Genomic DNA, 18,431 nt, shown 5'->3' with positions numbered 1-18,431 from the left:
GCGAATCTGGTCCCATGTCAGTCACGACCACCACCCACCTGAACTTCCGCGGCGACGCCCGAACCGCCCTCGAGTTCTACCGATCCGTCTTCGGCGGCGACCTCACCGTCGTCACCTACGCCGACACCGGGAACACCGCCGAGGGCGACCACGTCCTGTGGGGACAAGTCCTCGCCGACAACGGTTTTCACGTCATGGCCTACGACGTCCCCGCCACCCTGCCCTACCACCCCGGCGAGAACCCGACCTTCGTCTCCGTGCGCGGCGACACCGTCGAGGAGATCACCGAATACTGGAACGCCCTGAGCGCCGACGCGACCATCGTGGTCCCCCTCGGCCCGGCGGGCTGGGCCGACACCTACGGCATGTTGCGCGACCGCTTCGGCGTGGCATGGGTTCTCGACGTGGTGACGCCCGGGTAAGATAACCGCGAACACTTGGGAGGGGGGTTCGATGGTCACCTTTGTCGATTTGCGCGACGCGAAACCGCAACTCTGGCAGACCGCCGCGGACGACATGCTGGCGATCTCCAAACAGACCGAGCGCACCGCCGACAACATCCACGCCAACGGCATCAAGGAGTTGTCCGAGAGCTGGCCCGACCGGACCGGCGAGCGAGCGCGCGCGGTCCTGGTCAAGATCGCCAACCGAATGGTCAACGCCAGCATCCTGTCTCGCGGCGCGATGACCGCGTTGGACACCCTCCAGGACGCGATCGGCATCGCCCAGCGCGAGCTGACCGGCGCGATACAACGCGCCGGTCAGCTCGGCCTGTCCGTCGACGGCACCGGCCGGGTCACCATCCCCGAGGGCACCGTCCCCGACGGGCTGACCTTCCTCGAGCTGATCGAGGTCCAACGCACGATCGACGACGCCGTCGAGGCCGCCACCCAGGCCGATCAGGCGTGCGTGGAGGCCATCAACGCGGTCTCCGTCGACCCCGACACCATCGACGCCGCCCAGGCGCAGGCTCGCCAGGCCACCGCCGTACAGAAAGCCCTGGAGGCCCTGCGCGATGCGCTCCCCGACGGCCTCACCGAGACCCAGGTCGCGGAGTGGTGGGCGAGCCTGACCCCCGAACAGCAACAGGCCCTCATGCGCGCGGTCCCCGTCGAATTGTGCGCTCTGCGTGGCATTCCCGAGGACGTGAAGAACGCCCTGCGCGACGACGGCCGCGGCTACGACCCGACCAAGACCGTCGCCTGGGCCCTCGCGCACGCCAACGACACCGGCATCGACGTCTTCGGCAACAACTGCGCCAACTTCGCCTCGCACAGCCTGCGCGAGGGCGGCCTGAAGGACAAGATGGACTTCTGGAGCTGGGGCACCCTCGACAGCGACAACTGGGGCACCTCCGCCGCGGGCGATCTGGGCGTCCCGTTCATCCAGGGCAAGACCCACACCGAGTCCTGGTACAACTCCGACGCCCAACGCAAGTTCTTCCTCGACCACGGCGGCTCGGAAGTGCCTGTCGCCCAAGCGAAACCGGGCGACATCGTGTACTTCAACTACGCCGACGGCCCCGGCGACCACCCCGACGGCGTCAGCCACCACACCGCCGTCGTCACCGCCGTCCTCCCCGACGGCGAGGTCCTCTACACCCAGCACACCCCCGGCGCGGCCAACCAGAGTCTCCAGGACCGGTTGCCCGTCGGCGAGCAGCGCGAGGGCCGCCAGACGGTGACGATCGTGCGCCCGAAGGAAACCTGGTGACCCTGCCGCGCCTACGCCCGGCCCTCATCGTCGGCCCGATCGCGCTCGCCGCCGCCGCACTCGCCTTCTGGACCCGCGCCGCCCGCCGCGCGCGCTGGCACGACGAGGTCGTCGGCACCCACTGCCGCCTCGTGCCGCCGCTACCGGACGTCACCGCGGTGACCGTGCTCGCGATCGTCGCCGCGGCCCTGGCCGCGGCCTGTTTCGCCCTCGCCTGCCGAGTGCTGGCGAACCGATCGCCCCGCCCGCTGCTGATCCTCGCCGCCGTGCTCTGCGCGCTCGCGGTCGGCGGCGTCGTGACCGGGGTGTTCTTCCTGATCTCCGCACCGACCGATCCCTACGGAGGTTTGGACGGCAGCGGCCTGCCCTGCGGCAGCGGTTAGAAAAACACGACGAGGGGGATTCTCATGAGTGGGGACGAGATCAATATCGAACCGGACCGAGTCGGCGGCTCCGGCACCATGATTCACACCGAGGCCGGGACGGCCCGCACGGCGCTCGATACGCTGTTCGACTCCGCCCAACCGGCCGCCGACGGCAACAAAGGCTTCGCCACCGGCGCCGTCCTCGTCAAATACGCCGCGTCCCTGCGCGGCGAGATCGAGGACACCATCACCGAACTCGAGACGGCGGGCGAACGCATCGTCTCCGCCGCCCAGACCCTGCACGGCATGGACGTCGACAACACCACCGGCTTCAACCGCATCGCGACGGCGCTCAACGGCCTGGGCAAACCCCCGTCCTAATTCGTTCGCGGACACCAGCTTTCGGGGGCCAACTCCTCGGTGGCCGCACCGCAATACTTCCGGAACCCCAGATCGATCTCGCCCCCGTCCACCCGCAACACCGCGATCGGCTTGTCCAACGGCACATTTCGAGTGATGTCGCCGCCGTAGTCGATGCGCCCGGTGACACCCTCGAGCGGTTTGCTGTTGGTGTCCTCGGTCGCGTGGATGGTGGTGATCTGACGCCAGACCGTGCCGGGCGTCAAGGGAATCGACGGCCGGGAGTCGTGCAGATAGCCCGCGGCGGCGATGATGACCTGAGCCGCGTCGTAGGCGAGCGCGCCGTAACCGTCGATCCCGCGCCCGCGCCCGGACGGCTCGACCGAGAACAGCCCCGCCCACGAGTCGTAGAAGTCGCGCGCCGCCCGGGTGGGCCGATCGATCGGGGCATTGGCGAAGTTCAGGTAGTAGTACGGAAACGACCGAACATGCTGGCGCGCGGTCTGATCCGCCACATGCGCCGACACGTCGTCGTCGCCGATCAGGACCGCCTTGCTCCCGCACTGCGCCGCGGCGGAGGCGAATCCGTCGAAGTCGGAGCCGCGCGCGGCGTAGAACACCAACCCGTCGTAGGAGCAGATGTCCCGCCCGGCCGCCGCCGCGTTGGCGAACACGCGGTCGTTGTTGCGCAGCGACGCCGATCCCGCCCCGAACGCCGCCGCGGACACATCGAAGTCCCGCCGGGCGAACGAGTCCCGCGCGTCGTCGCGCAGGTTCACGCTGTAGATGTCGTCCTCGTCGTTGGAGTAGTAGATCCGAATCCGCTTGCCCCGCACCGGCGTCGACTTGTCCGCGAGCAGGGTCTCGGCGAACGCGGCCGCCACCTCCGCCTCCCGCCGATTCTGCGGCGCCACTTGGAAATACATCGGCGACGCGTCCACGAGCTGATCGGCCGACAGCGTCGACCCCACCATCGGCAACCCGATCGTGGTGATCGACCGGATCAGCTCGATCACCGTCCGGCGGCTCTCGTCGAATCCGATCACCCCGACCACGCTCGGATCGCGCCGCACCAGCGCGCGCAGCGGCTCGACCAGACGCGCCCCCTCCCGCAGATCGCGGCCCGCGTTGGCGAGCAGGATCCGCACGATCGGCGCCGAGGCGTCGCTCGTATTCAGTTGGCGCGCTTGGGCGACCGCCGCGCCCTCGACGGACTCGAGCGGTTCGGTGAGCCCGGTGGTGGTGCCGGTGGAGGAGGTGAACCCCTCGAGCACGACCAGGGTGATGAACGGCCGCTCCGGTTGGGCGCGCTGCATCGCCTCGGCCTGCCGGTTCTGCCTCGCCAACAGCGCCTCCACCTGCCGGACCGGCTCGTCGGAGGGCTGGAACAGATCGAACGATCCGTCGCTCAACCCCACGCATTCGGTGCCCGTCCACACCAGCCCCTCGTCCCGCACCCCGCAATGCGCGTGCAGATACGTCTCCCCGCGCCACACCAGCACCCCGCCGACCAGCGCGAGCACGACCACCGGCACCCCGATCCGGGTCCACCGGCTCAGCCACCACGCGGGCCGCCCCGGCCGCACGGGGAAGTGATGCCCGCCGGGCACGGTCGACCACTGCTCGCTGCCGATCCGGATCGGGAGGTACCAGGCCGTCTCGCCGCGCTTGCGCTGCGCGTCGTGCAGCGTGTCCTGCCAATGGTGATAGGCGGCGAACGCCTGCGTCGCGTCGTACCCGGCCCGATGGTCCGCGTCGGTCCCCACGTCCGGCGGCAGCTCCTCGCACGCGCCGATCACCAACAGCGGATCGAACAGCCCGCTCTGATTGCGGACGTCATTGACCAACGCCAGCAGCGCGAATCCTCCGTTCCCGGCGTCGATATCGTCGAGACACAGCAGGGGATAGACCATTTCGCGCCGCCGCCACACCTGCCAGAACGGCAGCCGATAGGCCCGCCGCAAATCCTCGAGGAAGGCGTGGACCAGCAGCAGGCACAGCGATTCCCGCTCCTCCTTCTCCCATTCCCCGGCCGTCAACCGGCTCGCGAATCGCACGAATGTCCCCGACAGTTCGGGCGCGAGATACCGCTGCCGCAGGAACCACCGATATCGGCCGGACAGCGCCGGAACCCGCCCCGTCACCGCGAGCTGGAACACCCCGACCGTCAGCAGCCGCAACCACCACAACAGCAGCCGCCACCACCAGCTGTCGTAATTGATTCTGTTCCCGCCACTTTCGACGAACGCCCCGAGCCGATCGGTCAACCCCCGCTGCTGCAACCGCAACCGCAACGTGCGATCCGGATTGGGGTCGCCGATGTCGATGCTCTGCCGCATCAACCAGACCACCAGCATGAATCGCTCGAATCGCAGCCGCCGCCCGCGAATGTGGTTGCGCACGAATCCCGTTGCGGCCGCGTCCAGCAGATCCCGCATCCGCTCGACCTCGTCGGCCGCCTCCCCGTCCCCGCGCGGCGCGGGAAGCTCGGGGTTGCTGATCCGGATATCCCCCGGCATAGCCCGTTTCAGATGCGTGACGATATCGGGCACCACATCGGGATGCCGCTTTTTCTCCCGCGCCAGGCACAGCAGCGGCAACCCTCGGCGACCGACGAGGTGTCTGCCCTGCCCTTCGCGACGCCACCGATCCCCCGCTCGCGGGCGCCTGCACAACTCTCGGATCAAATCGTAAAGTTCGGGCGCTCCGCGAAAACCGGTCATCTCACCCTTCCCCCAGGCTCTGGCCGTCCCAGCCGACGAGTCCCCGCATCATGGCACGTTCGGCCGGGTTCGGGACCGGAACGCACGACCGAATTCTATTGCGCCCGACTACGCCCCGATAGCCGCCGCAATTCGGGGCCACGACTCGTGCAGATCGGTTTCGAACAGACCCCAGGTGTGCGAGCCGTCGGAGTGCACCACATGCGTCGCGGGAATCCCGAGATGGTTCAGCCGCGTCGCGAACGAGGTGGTGCACGAGTTCGCGAGCGCCTCCACCGGCGGGAAGGGCAGACCGCCCCGATCGGTCGGCCCCGGCGTCCCCGATCCCGCCGACAGGTAGACGGTCTTCCCGGCCAGCGCCCCCGCCCGCGCGAAAGCGTCGTGGGCGAGCCAGGTTTCGCTGCCCGGCGCACCCCACATGTTCAGCGGATTGCCGCCGCCGCGCACCACCTGCGCCGCGATCATCGCCGTCCCCGAGGCATCCGCGGTCCACGGACACCCGCTGTAGGCGGCCACCGCCGCGTACCGGTCCGGCGCCTGGATGGCCAGATCGATCGCCGACCCCGCGCTCATCGACACCCCCGCGATCGCGTTGCGCCCGTTGGTGTTCAGCCGCGCGTCGAGCACACCCGGCAACTCCTGGGTGAAGTAGGTCTGCCAGCGGTTGCGGCCCAGCACGGGATCGTCGGCGAGCCAGTCGGTGTAGAGGCTGGAGGCCCCGCCGACCGGCAGCACCACATTGACGTGCTTGTCCGCGAAGAACTCCCGCACATCGGTGTCGTCCCACCACGAGATGTTGTCCACCCCACCGCCGATGCCGGTGAGCAGGTACAACGTCGGGGCCGGGCCGCCGCCCGCCGCGCGGATCACCCGGTTGCTCACCACCGTGTCCATGGCGGGCGAGTACACATCGATCCGCTCGGTCGAGTCCCCGAGGGGTTCCGCGGTGACGATCCGAGCCCCCGGAGGTTCCGCCGCGACCACGCCCGGCATCACCCCCGACGCCAGCACCGCGCACACCAGAATCGCAAAGAATGTCGACGCCCTCACCCTGGCCGGGTACCCGCGCGGGGGTCGTTCGAACACCCCTACGGCACAGTCGGACAGCGCGGACACTCCGAGGGCGAGTCCCCCGGTCGCGGATGCCCGAGTGCGAGCAGCCGAGACCAGCAGAACCGCTTCATATCGCACGTATCGAACGTGCATCGCGCGTGCCGAACATGCCGCAGCTCCAAATGCATGGCCCGCGCCGACATGGCATGACCCGGGAGCCGGTGAAACAACCCCATCGGTTGCTCCGCCATTCAGAATCCCATTTTTGGAATTGATGCGGGAACAATGCGTCCCGCCTCCACGAGCGTGCGCAACGCCTGGGAACGCAACGGGCACACCGAAGTCGGACATTCGATATGGATCTGCATGATCAGGTGGGCGTAGGCGAGGGTCATCACGGGGACGGCGGAATGGTCGGTCACGGGAACATGATGGGAGACAAACAATCTGGCGGTCCTTCCGAGCGAAAGTGGAAGCGAGGCTTGCGGTTGTAGTGTTACTCTTCCGCGCGGCAGGGTGGGAGTTTCTCGGGAGCATCGATGGCGCTGCTCGAATCACCTTCCAAGGGTTCAACTTCCAAATTTCATGCAAATAGAAAGCGAGGCTAACGATGGCGAGTTCGACGCTGGCGAGCAGGGCGCTGGGATGGCAGTTGAAGAAGCTGCGTGAGCGGGCGGGGTTGTCGAAGTTCGCGGTTGCAAGGGCCGCCGAAACGTCGTCGCAGACGTACGGCCGTCTCGAGGACGGGCAGAAGCACAACACCACGACGCTCGTGATGAACGCCATTTGCGACAAGTTGAAGGTGAGCAACGAGGAGCGGCAGAAACTGCTCGAACTGGCGGACGAGGTCCGAAGAGATCGGAAATCGGAGGGCGGTTGGTGGCGACCTGCGCTCGGTAACCTCAGGAACAATTTCGAATACTTTCTTCAGCTCGAGGAGTCGGCCAAGAAGATCACACATCTCCATCTCAATCTCGTCCCCGGGCTTCTCCAAACTTTGGACTACCGACGCCAACTTGCGTGGGCTGAGTTCCCTCAAAGCCCTTCGGATGAGCTCGAGACACTGGTTGATCTTGTACGCCAGCGCCAAGAACGGCTGCTGGACCCGGATTTCGAGTTCGAGGCGTTCGTGTCGGAGGTGGTCTTGCGACGCCCGATCGGCGGCCCGGGCGTCATGGAGGACCAATTGCGCCATCTCGCCGAAGTGGTCGACCTGCCCTCGGTCAATCTCAGAATCGTTCCCGACAACGCACGAAATCCGCTCGGCTTCATCACGGGGACGTTCAGCTACATGACTTTCCCTATACTGCCGAACACTAAACTGACCCCACCTCCGGTCGTCTATGTGGAGAACTACGTAGGCGCTCTGTACTTGGAGCGGCAAGTAGAGATCGACAAGTACCGAGATACGATCCCGGTCCTCCGGCAGGTAGCGTTGGACACAGACGCAACCAGGAACCTGATCCTGGCGACCATAAGGGAGTACTCGTCATCATGAGCACGGATCTGTCGGCAGCAGCCTGGTTCAAGTCGAGTCACAGCGCTGGCGGCAGCGACTGCGTCGAGATCGCCCACCTCCCGACCGGCGAGGTGGGCGTCCGCGACTCCAAGAATCCGACCGGCCCCGCTCTGGTCTTCTCCGCCAGCGAATGGGACGCTTTCACAACAGGTCTCAGCACGGGCCGATTCGATCACTCCTGATCTCGCCGGGCACCGAATGGCGCACTCCCACAACCACTCTCACCGAGGAGACCCTCTGACATGACCGAGGCCAAGCCCGCCGACTCCATGTTCCCGCCCTGGCTCGACCGCCTCCAGAGCAAGTACTTCAACCCCCTCATCCGCCCCCTCGCCCCCTACCTCCCCGGCCTGACCCTCATCGAACACCGAGGCCGCAAATCCGGCACCCCCTACTCCACCCCCGTCACCGGATTCCGCTACGGCGGCAACAAGTTCTGTGTGGTCCTCGGTCACGGCCACACCGACTGGGCCAAGAACATCATCGCCGCCGGAGAAGGCCACGCCCGCATGACCTTCCGCCGCTACCACCTCACCAACCCCCGCCTCGCCACCCGCCCCGAAGCAGGCCCCGACCTCCCCTTGGGCGCCCGCCTGATGTCCGGCAACAACCTCATCTTCCTCGCCGACATCACCTGACCCCCGCCCGATGCACGACCGCGAGACACCTCGCGGGACAAGCGAACCCGTCGGTGGCAGACGGGTTCAGCTGTCCTTGAAAGGGTTGAGGGTCTTTCCCAGGAAATAGCCCAGGTGGATGGGCAGGGGTTTCATGGCGGCGGCGGAGATCTTGTTGACGGCGCCGGGCACACACACGGGCTTGCCCTTCATCACGGCGGACCAGCCTTCGGCGACGACGGATTCGGGCTGCTGCCAGAGGATTCGGGGCAGATGGTCGGCCTGGTCGCGAGTGCCCATCACATCGTGGAACTCGGTGCGCGTGAAGCCGGGGCACAGCGCGGTGACGTGGATGCCGTGGGGTTTGAGTTCCATGTCGAGGGCTTGTGAGGTGTTGAGGGTGAACGACTTGATGCCGGTGTAGAGCAGGCTGGCCGCCGGTGGGGCGAACGCGGCGAGCGAGGACAGATTGACGATGCGGCCCCACTGGCGCTTCTTCATGCCGGGGACGACGCGGTGGACGAGTTCGATCTGGGCGGTCACCATCAGCTGGATCTCCCCGGCCAGGGCGTCCCACTCGGAGTCGGCGAAGGCGGTCTTGCCCGACAGGCCCGCGTTGTTGATCAGGACGTCGATGTCCAGGTCCTGCTGGTCGGCGTGGTTCAGGATCGCGGCGGGTGCGGCGGGGTCGGTGAGGTCGGCGGCGAACACCTCGCAGCGCACATCGTGTCGTTCGGTCAACTGCGCGGCGAGTTCCTGGAGGCGGTCGCCGCGGCGGGCCACCAGGAGCAGTTGATAACCGCGTGCGGCGAGGTGGCGGGCGAACGTCGCGCCGATGCCGGCCGAGGCGCCGGTGATCAACGCGGTGCGGGGGGTTGCGGTCATGATTCCTTCGTTCGGGGTGGTGTCAGGCGGGCGGACCGGGCAATTCGCGGCGGCCGGGCGTGAAGGCGGGACGCTCTCGCCCGACGTCGCCGCGGTACGGACCGACCGGGCCGGTCAGCAGGAAGGGGCGCGGGACACGCCGCTGGGCGTCGGTGAATCCCCAGGTCCCCATGCCCAGGTAGACGCCGGGCGCGGCACGCCGCACCTCGTCCACCATGTGGATCGCCCCGCACGCCGAGAGGTAGGCGCGATAGATGAGCGTGTAGGCCGGGGCGCCGTCGTAACGGGACGGGGCCACGAGCGTGCGCATCGGGTAGCGCTGCCGGATCCGTCCGAGTTCGTCGAAAGTGTTGTAGCCCCGGCCGTTTTCGTCGTCGACGGGCCGAAACCCCTTGCACAGCCACGGCCCGAGCGGATTGGCCACGGCCACCTTTCCGGTCACCACGGCGAACAGATTCGGCTGGGCCAGCAGGGTGGCCCTGTACTCGCCGTCGATCTCGCTGATCGCCGGAGCTTCCAGGGTCAGGTACCGGGCGAGCAGGTCGCTGGTATCCAATCGACGCAGCTCGGCGGCCACATCGTCGTTCTCGGCGCCCAAGGGAACTCGCCTTTCGGTTTCTTGACTGATCACCAAGAGGGTAACGACTTCTTGACTGTCATTCAAGAAATCCGGCGCGACCTCCCCCTCAGTCGGCAGGCCCCCGCGCGGTCAGGACGGTCCGAAGCACATGCTCGACCGCGGATTCGAACACCGCCCCCCGCAACTCGTCTCGCGCGGCGAGGTTCCGGGTGGCGAGGTCGAGCACCTGATCGGAACTCAACCGACGCACCACCAGGGCTGCGACATCCTCCAGATCGAGATCACTGTCCGCGTGGTCCAACCGCGCCAGAGCGAACAAGACGACGATCTCCTCGTCGGTCATACACCACCTCCGCGCCACGCTCACCAGGCCCAATCTTACGGGACCAACCCCCTCACTAGAGCGAACTATTGCCAGCGATGAGTTTCCAACCCCCACCCCGTCGGCATCAACGAGGGCATCCGCCCTCGACCCACCCCATCGCCAAGAGGGACACCATGAAACTCGACGACAAGGCCCGCGAACTCATCGCCTCCACCCCCGCCACCCTCGTCACACTCAACCGCGACGGCAGCCCCCAGATCAGCCTGGTATGGATGGTCGTCCGCCCCACCCCCAACGGCGACGACGAACTCCTCACCGCCCACCTGGCCGAACACCAAAAGGTCCGCAACATCCGCCACGACCCCCGAGTAGCCATAACCTTCGTCTCCCCCAACCGCACCACCCTCCAAACCCCCTACCTCTCGATCAAGGGCACCGCCCACATCGAGCAAGGCGGCGCCCCCGAACTCCTGGACGAAATCGCCACCTCCCTCCTGGGCCCCAACACCGGCTTCCCACCCCCCGGTTCGCCCGCCGGATATCTGACCCACATCACCATCGACCGCATCGGCGGCGTGGGCCCCTGGGCATAGAAACAGGAGGACCGGACCACCCCGGTCCGGTCCTCCACCGGCACAGCCGAATTCGAATCGCGACCCGCCTCCGTCCGAGTCACCCAGGACGTCGCTACCGTGTCGCGCGTGACCACGTCGAGCGAATCCGACCCCAACAACCTGCCGGTACACCAGTACGTCACCACACTGAACCGCAAGCGCATGGCCGCCGGGGTCCTCTTCCGAGATCCGCGCGACCGGGTGTTGCTGGTCGAGCCCGGAACGGCTGGCGCACTCCGGTAGGCCGCCTCCTGGTCGTGGATTACGTTCGCCCACAAGACAACCGCCCCGAGGGAATCGTCTTCGTCTTCGACGGCGGCGTACTGACCGAACCCGACCTCACCACCATGGCACTCAACCCGACCGAAATCCTCTCGGCAGCCTTCTATTCCCTGAAAGACGCTGCCGCACTGGTGAAACCGCTACTCGCCGACCGTCTGTCGGCGGGCCTGGAGGCAGTCCACGATGGTGTTACCGTGTTGTGTGAGCAGGGGCGGCGCATCACTTGAAAGATGTGCAGGACCGCCTGATGTGCTGCTTTCCGGCGGCCCGGTAAAGGCTGTCGTGAATACCGTCGGCGTACAGCAGCCCATTGAGATCGCTGCGAGTCTTCGCGGCCCGGCTGTCGGCGCGGAATCCAGCCGCGCCCAGCAGTAGCACCAGCTCGGCGGCAGCCTAATTCGCGAGATCGATCCCATGGGCCTTCGTCACCGCGGCCCACCACTCCGCGTCCGGATGCCCCGCCTCGCTCAGCCGTGCCGCCGCAACGGCACCGAGCAGCGCACTCATCAGTTGCGCACGGGCACGCCCGATGGTCACCAACGCCGAATCCCGCACCCGCGGAAGGTCACCGGCCGCCTGGCGGACACCGAGCGCCGCGGTGACCAAGTCGAACACCGCCGCGGCACCACCGACGGCGGTTGCGGTGACCAACGGCCGGTATCGGGCAAACCGATCCAGCAGATCACCCTCAGCCTGCTCCGCCATCCCACCGCGAACACACTGCGAGGACTGCACGCGTTCGCGCGGCGCACCGGCATAGGGCATGCCCCATATGTCCAGTTTGCCGATTAATAGCCATCGGCTACGATGAACCACGCAGGCACCAGGTGCTGTCGTTTCCGACCCCGGAGGCACATCGTGACCGAACTGCTCGCGCTCGACATCGCCGCCCGCGTCATGCATGCGATCTCCCTGGACGGCACCGAGATCCGCACGCTGGTCGACGGCCTCGACGTCGTCCCCGACGGCATCGCCGTGGACCATCACCGGGGCCACATCTATTGGACGAGCATGGGCGCCCCCGACGAGGCTCCGGCACCCGGGCGGGAGCCGCCGTTCTTCCGCCGCAACGGGATGATCGAGCGGGTCGATCTCGACGGCGGCAATCGCGTGACGATCGTCGCGCCCGGCGCGTTCACGACCGGCAAGCAGCTGACGGCGGATTTCCAAGCGGGGCAACTGTTTTGGTGTGATCGCGAAGGAATGCAGGTGCTGACCTGCGATCTCGACGGTGGTGATCTGCGGGCGCTGGTGGTCACCGGCGAGGGCCCCGAGGATGCGCAGGTGGTGCGCAATTGGCCGGTCGGGATCGCGGTGGATACCGACCGCCGCCTGCTGTACTGGACCCAGAAGGGCGCGGCCAAGGCGGGCGACGGCCGGATCTTCCGCGCGCCGCTGGATCTTCCGCCGGGTATGCCCGCGAATGCCCGCACCGACATCGAGCTGCTGTGGCAGGACTTGCCGGAGCCGATCGACCTGGAACTGCGCGACGATGGTGACACGCTGGTGTGGACCGACCGCGGCAAGGAACCCACGGGCAACACCCTCAACCGCGCGCCGGTGCGTCCCGAGGCGGGACCGGTGCGGATCCTGTCGAGTGGCTATCGGGAGGCGATCGGAGTGGCCGCGGTGAGCGAATCCCGTTTCTACGTCGGCGATTTGAGCGGTTCGATCCGTCTGGTCGATCTGGACGAGGGCATCGACACGGTGATCGCCCGCACCGGAGGCGCGCTGACCGGTCTGGCCCTGGCCGAGCTGTAGCGGTGAATCCACGAATGACATTCCGCCAGAAGGCAAGTCGCCGATTCGAGTCGAAGGAGCCCATGGTGAGCACCATTCCGCAGGACTACCGCGATCGGCCGGTCGCCGTGATCGGCGCGGGCACGCTCGGCAGGCGTATCGCGTTGATGTTCGCGACCCGCGGCGGGCTGGTGCACATCACCGATCCCGATGCGGCACAAGGCAATCGGGCTGTCGACTGGGCCATGGGCGAGCTGCCCGCGGTGGCCGCGACGGTCGACGGCGGCACGCCGGGCACCATCACCTACGTGCCCGAGCAGAAGACGGCGGTGGCGCAGGCCTGGCTGGTGATCGAGGCGGTACCCGAGCACCTCGACCTGAAGAAGACGATCTTCGCGCAACTCGACGCGGACTGCCCACCGGACGCCGTGGTCTCGTCCAACTCGTCGTCGTACGCCAGCAGGTTGTTCACCGAGGGCCTGAAAACCAACAACCGCATGCTCAACACGCATTTCTACATGCCACCCGGCTCGACGGTCCTGGACGTGATGTCCAACGGCCACACCGCCCCCGAGATCATCGACTTCGTCCTGCACACCTTCCCCGAATACGGCCTGCACCCATTCCTGTGCCGCACGGAGAGCACCGGCTTCATCTTCAACCGAATCTGGGCAGCGATCAAACGCGAAGCGCTCGAGGTCGTCTACGAAGGCGTCTCGATCCCCCAGGACGTGGACGAAATGTTCGCCCTCAACTTCGGCACCAAGGCCGGCCCGTTCCGAATGATGGACCAGGTCGGCCTCGACGTGGTCCTCGACATCGAACAGCACTACGCCAAGGACAACCCGAATCTCCCCGAGGGCCCCCGCATCCTGCTCCAGAAATACATCGACGAGGGCAGGCTCGGCGCCAAATCCGGGGCGGGTTTCTACGACGACTACCCGAAACCCGAGCGGAGCTGAGCCGACCGCTCGTCACCTCACTCGAACCCCGGCGGCGCCACGAACCCCCCGAACTCCCGCTCCACCAACTCCGCGAACCGCAACGTCGTATGGTCCTCCAAAAACGGCCCCACGATCTGCATCCCGAACGGCAACCCCTCATCCGTCCGCCCGATCGGCACCGCCGTCGACGGCAGCCCGAGCAGCGTCGCGATACTCGCCCAAATGAGGTTGTAGTTGTAAGGGTAAGCGGCGCCGTCGATTTCGAGCGTGCGCTGGTCCATCTCCGAATGATCGTGCGGGAACGCGGGTGTCGGGGTGACCGGGCACAGCACCACGTCGAATTCGCCGCACAGCCGCCGCCATTGGGCGGCGAGGGCGTGGCGCGTCCGGTCGGCCTTGACCCAGTCGCCGTGACTGATCAGGAACGCCCGCAGAATGGTGGCCTCCACCCCGTCGTCGCCGGGCGGTAGCTCGGCGAGGGCGGCCTCCAGCCTGCGGTGCTCATCGGGTGACATGTCGCCGCCGAACTGCGACATCAACAGTGTCAGATAGGTTTTCGCCGTCACCGTGAGGTCGGGCAGCGCCGCGCTGTGCCGGGCGACGACGGCCCCCGCGCGCTCGAGCCCCCGCGCGATCCGCTCGAACCCCTCCCGGATGACCGCCGAGGTCGGCACCAGCGGATGCGTGTCGACGACCAGCACGCGGAAGCCGTCCAACTCGGTGTGCCGCGGTGGCCGCAGCGCCAGCTGGTACGCGACCGCCTCCACCTCGTCGGGCCCGGCGAGCAGCAGCGTCGCGTAGGTCAGGTCGGCGGCGGTGCGCGTCATCGGCCCGACCACGGGCAGGTCCTGCGGCACCGGCAGCACCGGCACCCGAGGCGGGGTGTTCCCGCGCCCGGGGAGCAGCGTGCGGGACGGTTTGTGCGCGTAGATGCCGCAGAAGTGCGCGGGCACCCGCAGCGACCCACCGATGTCGGATCCGAGCGCGAGCGCGACATATCCGGCCGCGAGCGCCGCCGACGACCCGCCGGACGACCCGCCGGGTGAGCGCGTCAGGTCGAACGGGTTGGCCGTCGTGCCGTAGAGGGCGTTGTAGGACTGCCAATCATGCAGTGCCAGCGGCACATTCGTCTTGCCGAGCACCACCCCGCCCGCACCCTTGACCCGCGTCACCAAGGCCGCGTCATCCTCGGGCAGCCATCCCTCCGCGGCCGGATCCCCCCACGTCGTCGGCAGCCCGGCGACATGGAACGATTCCTTCACCGCCACCGGCACCCCGAGCAGCGGCCCACCCTCCCCGCGCGCCAGCACGTCATCGGCGTGTTTCGCGGCGATCCGGGCCCGATCGAAATCCCGTACCACCACCGCATTGATCTTGTCGTCGAACCGCTCGATCCGCGCGATACTCGCCTCGAGCAACTCGACGGCCGACACCTTCTTGTCCCGCAACGCGGCAACCTGCTCCCGCAGGGTCGCGTATTCGAATCCTGGCATGAACCCGATGCTATACACATCGCGCCGAATTCGAAAGGCGTTCTGGCACAGTTATTTTCGCCTACCATGTAGCCATACCGACGCTCGAATGTCAAGACCTGTGCCTTACGCCGCCGATCACCCGGCAATGGCAGAGTGAACACATGCCGACCCCGAGGAGACAACCGTGAGCGAACGCACCCCCAGCCAGTGGGAGGACCTCACCGCCGCCGACCCCCACCACTCGACCTGGTACGTGGAACGCTTCCGCACCCTCGCGGCCCAGGGCGCCGACATCGTCGGCGAGGCCCGCCTCGTCGACGCGATGCTCCCCCGCGGCGCCCGGGTCCTCGACGCGGGCTGCGGCCCCGGCCGCATCGGCGGCTACCTGCATCGAGCCGGTCACGTCGTGACCGGCGTCGACGTCGACCCGATCCTCATCGCCGCCGCCGAACAGGACCACCCCGGCCCGACCTGGCTCGTCGGCGACCTCGCCGAACTCGACCTCCCCACCGAGTTCGACGCCATCGTCTGCGCGGGCAACGTCATGACCTTCCTCGCCCCCACCACCCGCACCCCCGTCCTCACCAACTTCGCCCGCCACCTCACCCCCACCGGCCGCCTGATCATCGGCTTCGGCGCGGACCGGGGCTACGAGTTCCCGCAGTTCTTCACCGACGCCGAAAAGTCCGGTCTCACAACGGATTTGCGCCTGTCGACCTGGGACCTCCGCCCGTTCACCGAGGGGTCGGATTTCCTGGTGGCGGTGTTCTCCCGCGTCCCTCCCGATGCTCGCGGCGTGGCCCGTTAGGGTGGACCGATGGCACAGGTCAGACAGATCCAGGTCACCTTCGACTGCGCGGACCCCGAGCGTGTCGCTCGATTCTGGTGCGAGATCCTGGGTTACGTCGTGCCGCCTCCGCCGCGGGGGTTCGCGAGCTGGCAGGAATTCGACAGCGCGTTGCCAGCCGAGCGACAGGGGTCCGCCTTCGCGTGTGTCGATCCGAACGGGGTGGGGCCGCGGCTGTTCTTCCAACGCGTGCCCGAGGGCAAGGTGGTGAAGAACCGGGTGCATCTGGATGTGCGGGTGGGCACCGGGTTGACAGGAGACGAACGGCTCGCCGCATTGGAAGCGGAGTGCGCTCGGCTCGTCGCGCTCGGCGCGGTGCGCGTGCGGCTGCTCGCCGCGGACGGCTTCAACGAGTCCTGCATCGTGATGCAGGACATCGAGGGCAACGAGTTCTGCCTGGACTGACCTCGGGCGACAACCGAAAGCGCTCCGGCACAGACGATTCGGTTGTTCGACATCCGCCGTGCCGCCTGATTGGATCCTGCTCATGCAGATCGGGCTGACCCATTTGATCGACGAGAGGCTCCTCGAATTCGCCGAGGAGACCCGACAATTCAACGCCACCAGACAACCGGGCGTGGGCCCCACCGGCATCGAGGAACTCCGGCGGGTGCGGGCCGCGCAAACCCCCTTCTCGGCGGACACCAGGGCGACCGAGCACACCGCTGAGGCCGAGAACCGTTGCGTCCCAGTGCGAGTCACACTGCCGCGACAGCGCGAGATCCGAGGCGCTCTCCTCGACATCCACGCCGGAGGCTTCTACCTCGGCGCGAACGCCGGCGACGACACCCGCAACGCCCGACTGGCCGACGCCCTCGGCGTCGCCGTGGTCAGCGTCCAGTACCGCCTGGCCCCCGAACACCCCTGGCCCGCCGCCCCCGAGGACTGCGAAACCGCCGCCCTGTGGCTGCTGGAACACGCCGAAACCACCTTCGGCACAACATGTTTGGCGATCATCGGCGCATCCGCCGGTTCGAATCTGGCCATGACCACCCTCCTCCGTCTCCGCCACCGCGCCCTGATCCACCGATTCACCGGCGCCGTACTGCAATTCGGCGCCTACGACCTCGCCGGACAAACCCCCGGCGGCCGCCGCTACGCCGACGAATACTTCATTCGGGCCTACGCCGCCCACGCCCCCGACTGCACCGACCCCGACATCTCCCCCCTCTACGCCGACCTCACCAACCTCCCACCCACCCTCCTCCTGATCGGCGCCCAAGACCCGGTCCTCGAAGACAACCTAGCCCTAGCCGCCCGCCTGTCCGCCGCCCACAACGACATCGACCTCCGCGTCTACCCCGAATCCCCCCACGCCTTCACCTTCCGCCCCACCCCCATGGCCGCCGCCGCCCACCACGACATCGACACCTGGCTCGACCACCACTTGACCGCATAACGTAACCCCAGTGGAGCACAACGGGATCGAGGTCACCGCCGAACTGGTGCGCGACCTTCTGCGCGATCAGCACCCGGACCTGGCCGGCCTCCCCATCCGCCTCGGCGCCCGAGGCTGGGACAACCAGCTGTGGCGGCTCGGCGACAACCTCGCCGTCCGCCTGCCCTGGGCGACGGAATCCGCCGACGCACTGCTCCGCAAGGAATACAGGTGGGTTCCCGCACTCGCCCCGCACCTTCCCCTCCCCGTTCCCGTACCCCAGCGTTACGGCCACCCCTCCCAACGCTTCCCCCGCCCCTGGATCGTCACCACGTGGGTCACCGGCACTCCCGCCGACCGCTCCCCCATCACCCACGGCCGCGAAGCCGCCACCACCCTCGCAGCCTTCCTCACGGCCCTGCACCGCCCCGCCCCCGAGGACGCCCCGACAGGCCGCGATCGCGGCGGCCCGCTCGCCGACTACACCGACACGTTCCTTCAAAGCCTCACCAGGGCAGAACAATTGGGCCTGATCCCCGACCCCGACGCGGTCCGCGCCGTCTGGCACGACGCCATCACCGCCCCCGCCTGGCAGGGTCCGCCCCTCTGGCTCCACGGCGACCTCCACCCCGCCAACATCCTCACCACCGACGGCACCCTCTCCGGCATCATCGACTTCGGCGACCTCTGCGCGGGCGATCCTGCCCACGACCTCGCCGCCCCTTGGCTTCTCCTCCCTGATGACGCCATCCCCCACTTCCACGCCATCCACCCCCGAGACCCCGCCACCCTCCGCCGAGCCCGCGGCTGCGCCGCCATGCGCGCCGTCGGCGGCATCCTCATCGGCCACGCCGGAGACCACAACCGCCCCGGCGGGAAATCCACCTGGGGCCCGCCCGGCCGAGCGGCCCTCCGCCGCCTCACCGCCACGCCCGTGAACAGGGCAAACAGGTAGCCCCCTACGCTAGGCCCCCAACCCACGACCCCCATACGCTCCGTCGCGAACCCAAC

The 18,431-nt window shown here is 67.7% G+C and carries 24 protein-coding genes; 16 read left to right on the top strand and 8 right to left on the bottom strand.

Annotated features, from left to right (window positions below):
- Nucleotides 1-14 precede the first annotated feature (14 nt).
- Genes ACFYTQ_RS18235 through ACFYTQ_RS18220 form a run of 4 tightly spaced genes read left to right on the top strand, consistent with a single transcriptional unit; the run spans nucleotide 15 to nucleotide 2,459 of the window.
- Nucleotides 15-422: a VOC family protein gene (locus ACFYTQ_RS18235; protein ID WP_387362073.1), complete on the top strand. Its 408-nt coding sequence runs from the start codon at nucleotides 15-17 to the stop codon at nucleotides 420-422.
- A gap of 31 nt (nucleotides 423-453) precedes the next feature.
- On the top strand, nucleotides 454-1,713 hold the full coding sequence (locus tag ACFYTQ_RS18230) for an amidase domain-containing protein (RefSeq protein WP_387362071.1): 1,260 nt from the start codon (nucleotides 454-456) through the stop codon (nucleotides 1,711-1,713).
- Nucleotides 1,710-2,096, top strand: a complete 387-nt coding sequence (locus tag ACFYTQ_RS18225) for a hypothetical protein (protein WP_387362069.1) — start codon at nucleotides 1,710-1,712, stop codon at nucleotides 2,094-2,096. The genes ACFYTQ_RS18230 and ACFYTQ_RS18225 overlap by 4 nt, the downstream gene beginning before the upstream one ends.
- A 24-nt stretch (nucleotides 2,097-2,120) precedes the next feature.
- The gene (locus tag ACFYTQ_RS18220) at nucleotides 2,121-2,459 is read left to right on the top strand and encodes a hypothetical protein (RefSeq protein WP_387362067.1); all 339 of its coding nucleotides are present in this window, start codon (nucleotides 2,121-2,123) and stop codon (nucleotides 2,457-2,459) included.
- Here ACFYTQ_RS18220 and ACFYTQ_RS18215 read toward each other — a convergent pair.
- The 3 genes from ACFYTQ_RS18215 to ACFYTQ_RS18205 form a co-directional block, all read right to left on the bottom strand.
- The gene (locus ACFYTQ_RS18215; RefSeq protein ID WP_387362065.1) at nucleotides 2,456-5,038 is read right to left on the bottom strand and encodes an ABC transporter substrate-binding protein; all 2,583 of its coding nucleotides are present in this window, start codon (nucleotides 5,036-5,038) and stop codon (nucleotides 2,456-2,458) included. The genes ACFYTQ_RS18220 and ACFYTQ_RS18215 overlap by 4 nt on opposite strands.
- Before the next feature lie 231 nt (nucleotides 5,039-5,269).
- The gene (locus tag ACFYTQ_RS18210; RefSeq protein ID WP_387362063.1) at nucleotides 5,270-6,211 is read right to left on the bottom strand and encodes an alpha/beta hydrolase; all 942 of its coding nucleotides are present in this window, start codon (nucleotides 6,209-6,211) and stop codon (nucleotides 5,270-5,272) included.
- 254 nt (nucleotides 6,212-6,465) lie between these two features.
- Complete coding sequence (locus ACFYTQ_RS18205) at nucleotides 6,466-6,636, bottom strand: hypothetical protein (protein WP_387362061.1); 171 nt, start codon at nucleotides 6,634-6,636, stop codon at nucleotides 6,466-6,468.
- 188 nt (nucleotides 6,637-6,824) lie between these two features.
- On the opposite strand from ACFYTQ_RS18205, the gene ACFYTQ_RS18200 reads away from it, so the two are divergent.
- From ACFYTQ_RS18200 to ACFYTQ_RS18190, 3 genes are read left to right on the top strand one after another with little or no spacing between them, the layout of a single operon-like run.
- Nucleotides 6,825-7,712, top strand: a complete 888-nt coding sequence (locus ACFYTQ_RS18200) for a helix-turn-helix domain-containing protein (RefSeq protein WP_387362059.1) — start codon at nucleotides 6,825-6,827, stop codon at nucleotides 7,710-7,712.
- On the top strand, nucleotides 7,709-7,915 hold the full coding sequence (locus ACFYTQ_RS18195; protein ID WP_387362057.1) for a DUF397 domain-containing protein: 207 nt from the start codon (nucleotides 7,709-7,711) through the stop codon (nucleotides 7,913-7,915). Before ACFYTQ_RS18200 ends, ACFYTQ_RS18195 begins: the two co-directional genes overlap by 4 nt.
- A 60-nt stretch (nucleotides 7,916-7,975) precedes the next feature.
- Nucleotides 7,976-8,371: a nitroreductase family deazaflavin-dependent oxidoreductase gene (locus ACFYTQ_RS18190; protein WP_387362055.1), complete on the top strand. Its 396-nt coding sequence runs from the start codon at nucleotides 7,976-7,978 to the stop codon at nucleotides 8,369-8,371.
- A 66-nt stretch (nucleotides 8,372-8,437) separates the two neighbouring features.
- On the opposite strand, the gene ACFYTQ_RS18185 is transcribed toward ACFYTQ_RS18190, so the two are convergent.
- The 3 genes from ACFYTQ_RS18185 to ACFYTQ_RS18175 form a co-directional block, all read right to left on the bottom strand.
- Nucleotides 8,438-9,235 (bottom strand): SDR family NAD(P)-dependent oxidoreductase, encoded by a 798-nt coding sequence (locus ACFYTQ_RS18185; protein ID WP_387362053.1) that lies wholly within the window; start codon nucleotides 9,233-9,235, stop codon nucleotides 8,438-8,440.
- 22 nt (nucleotides 9,236-9,257) lie between these two features.
- The gene (locus ACFYTQ_RS18180; RefSeq protein WP_387362051.1) at nucleotides 9,258-9,833 is read right to left on the bottom strand and encodes a hypothetical protein; all 576 of its coding nucleotides are present in this window, start codon (nucleotides 9,831-9,833) and stop codon (nucleotides 9,258-9,260) included.
- A gap of 88 nt (nucleotides 9,834-9,921) precedes the next feature.
- Entirely contained in the window at nucleotides 9,922-10,158 is a 237-nt protein-coding gene (locus tag ACFYTQ_RS18175) for a hypothetical protein (protein ID WP_387362049.1), read from the bottom strand.
- A 155-nt stretch (nucleotides 10,159-10,313) separates the two neighbouring features.
- On the opposite strand from ACFYTQ_RS18175, the gene ACFYTQ_RS18170 reads away from it, so the two are divergent.
- From ACFYTQ_RS18170 to ACFYTQ_RS18160, 3 genes are all read left to right on the top strand, one after another.
- Nucleotides 10,314-10,733 (top strand): TIGR03618 family F420-dependent PPOX class oxidoreductase, encoded by a 420-nt coding sequence (locus ACFYTQ_RS18170; protein WP_387362047.1) that lies wholly within the window; start codon nucleotides 10,314-10,316, stop codon nucleotides 10,731-10,733.
- Between the two features lie 108 nt (nucleotides 10,734-10,841).
- Nucleotides 10,842-10,997: a hypothetical protein gene (locus ACFYTQ_RS18165; protein ID WP_387362045.1), complete on the top strand. Its 156-nt coding sequence runs from the start codon at nucleotides 10,842-10,844 to the stop codon at nucleotides 10,995-10,997.
- Between the two features lie 14 nt (nucleotides 10,998-11,011).
- Entirely contained in the window at nucleotides 11,012-11,263 is a 252-nt protein-coding gene (locus ACFYTQ_RS18160) for a hypothetical protein (protein ID WP_387362043.1), read from the top strand.
- Between the two features lie 166 nt (nucleotides 11,264-11,429).
- Here the strand turns inward: ACFYTQ_RS18160 and ACFYTQ_RS18155 are convergent, their stop codons facing one another.
- A complete protein-coding gene (locus ACFYTQ_RS18155) occupies nucleotides 11,430-11,741 on the bottom strand; it encodes an acyl-CoA dehydrogenase family protein (protein ID WP_387362041.1) in 312 nt (103 codons plus the stop codon).
- A gap of 153 nt (nucleotides 11,742-11,894) precedes the next feature.
- On the opposite strand from ACFYTQ_RS18155, the gene ACFYTQ_RS18150 reads away from it, so the two are divergent.
- Both ACFYTQ_RS18150 and ACFYTQ_RS18145 read left to right on the top strand, forming a co-directional pair.
- Nucleotides 11,895-12,797: a hypothetical protein gene (locus ACFYTQ_RS18150; RefSeq protein ID WP_387362039.1), complete on the top strand. Its 903-nt coding sequence runs from the start codon at nucleotides 11,895-11,897 to the stop codon at nucleotides 12,795-12,797.
- 62 nt (nucleotides 12,798-12,859) lie between these two features.
- Entirely contained in the window at nucleotides 12,860-13,738 is an 879-nt protein-coding gene (locus tag ACFYTQ_RS18145) for a 3-hydroxyacyl-CoA dehydrogenase family protein (protein WP_387362037.1), read from the top strand.
- A 17-nt stretch (nucleotides 13,739-13,755) separates the two neighbouring features.
- Here the strand turns inward: ACFYTQ_RS18145 and ACFYTQ_RS18140 are convergent, their stop codons facing one another.
- Nucleotides 13,756-15,213, bottom strand: a complete 1,458-nt coding sequence (locus tag ACFYTQ_RS18140; RefSeq protein WP_387362035.1) for an amidase — start codon at nucleotides 15,211-15,213, stop codon at nucleotides 13,756-13,758.
- Between the two features lie 166 nt (nucleotides 15,214-15,379).
- On the opposite strand from ACFYTQ_RS18140, the gene ACFYTQ_RS18135 reads away from it, so the two are divergent.
- From ACFYTQ_RS18135 to ACFYTQ_RS18120, 4 genes are all read left to right on the top strand, one after another.
- Nucleotides 15,380-16,003, top strand: coding sequence for a class I SAM-dependent methyltransferase (locus ACFYTQ_RS18135; protein ID WP_387362033.1), 624 nt, complete (start codon nucleotides 15,380-15,382; stop codon nucleotides 16,001-16,003).
- 9 nt (nucleotides 16,004-16,012) lie between these two features.
- A complete protein-coding gene (locus tag ACFYTQ_RS18130; protein ID WP_387362031.1) occupies nucleotides 16,013-16,447 on the top strand; it encodes a VOC family protein in 435 nt (144 codons plus the stop codon).
- Nucleotides 16,448-16,529: 82 nt separating this feature from the next.
- On the top strand, nucleotides 16,530-17,441 hold the full coding sequence (locus ACFYTQ_RS18125; protein ID WP_387362308.1) for an alpha/beta hydrolase: 912 nt from the start codon (nucleotides 16,530-16,532) through the stop codon (nucleotides 17,439-17,441).
- A gap of 10 nt (nucleotides 17,442-17,451) precedes the next feature.
- Complete coding sequence (locus tag ACFYTQ_RS18120; RefSeq protein WP_387362029.1) at nucleotides 17,452-18,375, top strand: aminoglycoside phosphotransferase family protein; 924 nt, start codon at nucleotides 17,452-17,454, stop codon at nucleotides 18,373-18,375.
- Nucleotides 18,376-18,431 lie beyond the last annotated feature (56 nt).

This window comes from Nocardia sp. NPDC004068 (assembly GCF_042874315.1).
GTDB lineage: Bacteria > Actinomycetota > Actinomycetes > Mycobacteriales > Mycobacteriaceae > Nocardia.
This window is presented reverse-complemented; position numbering and strand designations above follow the sequence as displayed.